The organism is Actibacterium sp. (genome assembly GCF_041584535.1).
GTDB lineage: Bacteria > Pseudomonadota > Alphaproteobacteria > Rhodobacterales > Rhodobacteraceae > Actibacterium_D.
This window is the reverse complement of sequence record NZ_JBFHDW010000426.1, coordinates 1-1502: the sequence shown is the minus strand read 5'-3', so window position 1 is coordinate 1502 and position 1502 is coordinate 1. Positions and strand designations below refer to the sequence as shown.

At 64.6% G+C, this 1502-nt stretch carries 1 pseudogene; it reads right to left on the bottom strand.

Annotated features, from left to right (window positions below):
* Nucleotides 1-1502: pseudogene (locus ABYW26_RS14425) on the bottom strand (glutamine-synthetase adenylyltransferase); the annotation flags it as partial.

Sequence of the window (1502 nt, the reverse complement as noted above, 5' to 3'; positions counted from 1 at the left end):
GCCTCGATCTCGGCCGCCAGATCCGGGGCGCCCGCCACCGGACGGGCGCGGGTCATCGCCAGATGTTCCCATGTCCATGCCTGCGTGCGCTGATAATCGCGGAAAGCGGTGAACGAGGTTGCGACCGGCCCCTGATTGCCCGACGGGCGCAGGCGCATATCGACCTCGTAAAGCTTGCCCTCGGCCATTGGCGCGGTCAGCGCCGTTACCAGCGCCTGCGTCAGCCGGGCGTAATACAAGCGCGAGGCCATCGGCCGCCGCCCATCCGAGTCCTCGACCCCATCGGCGTCGTAAATCACGATCAGATCCAGATCGGACCGGCCGGTCAAACGCTCGGCCCCCAGCGATCCCATCCCCATCACAACAGCGCCTTTTCCCGGCGGAACCCCATGTTTTTCCGAGAAGTTCGCCACGACACAGGGCCAGACCGCCGTCAGAACCGCACCGGCCAGATCGGCATATTCGCCGCTGGCCTGATCGGCGGTAATCAGGCCGCGCAGGAAATGCACGCCGATGCGGAAATGCCATTCCTTGGCCCAGCGGCGGGCGGCATCCAGTTGTTGTTCGTAATCGCCAAGGCTGGCCAGATGTGTTGATAGCTCGGCGGTCAACGCCTCGCGGCCCGGCCATTTCGAGAAGAAATCGCCACCGATTACCGCGTCCAGAACCCCGGCATTGCGCGACAGATAGCGCGCCAGTTCCGGCGCGGTCGCGGCGATATCAATAATCAGATCAATCAGTTGCGGGTTGGCCTGAAACAGCGAAAACAATTGCACCCCGGCCGGCAGGCCGACAAGGAACCCGTCAAAGGCGGCCAAAGCCTCGTCCGGTTTCGAGGCTTTGTGCAGGCGGGCCAGAATCTCGGGCTTGAGCCGGGCGAAAATCTGCACCGCGCGGGCCGAGCGCAGCGCCGGATAGGTATGCCAGCGATCGACGATTTGGGCGGTGCTGTCGGGCAAATCGGGTGTGTCGGGCTGGGTGGCGCCCGCACCGGGGGCAAAGAAGCCCTCGGTCAGTTCATCGACCCGGCGCAAGCGTTCGGTCAGATCGCGGCGCAGGACCTGCGTGTCGCCGTAACCCATGAACCGCGCCAGCCGGTCAAAGGCTTCGGGGTTGGTCGGCAGGCTGTGGGTCTGGGCGTCGGCCACCATTTGCAGACGATGCTCGACCTCGCGGTGGATGCGGTAATCGGCGGTCAGTTGCGTGGCCACCTCGTCCGGCACCCAGCCCTTTTCGGCCAGCCGGGCCAGACCCTCAACCGTGCCGCGCACCCGCAGATCGGGGTCGCGCCCGCCCGCAATCAACTGCCGGGTCTGGGTAAAGAATTCGATCTCGCGGATGCCGCCCATGCCCAGCTTCATGTTATGGCCTTCCAGCACCAGCTTGCCATGCAGGCCTTTGTGGTCGCGGATTGCCATGCGCATGTCATGAGCATCCTGAATGGCGGTGAAATCCAGATGCTTGCGCCAGACGAAAGGGCGCAGCGTGTCGAGGAACTCCTG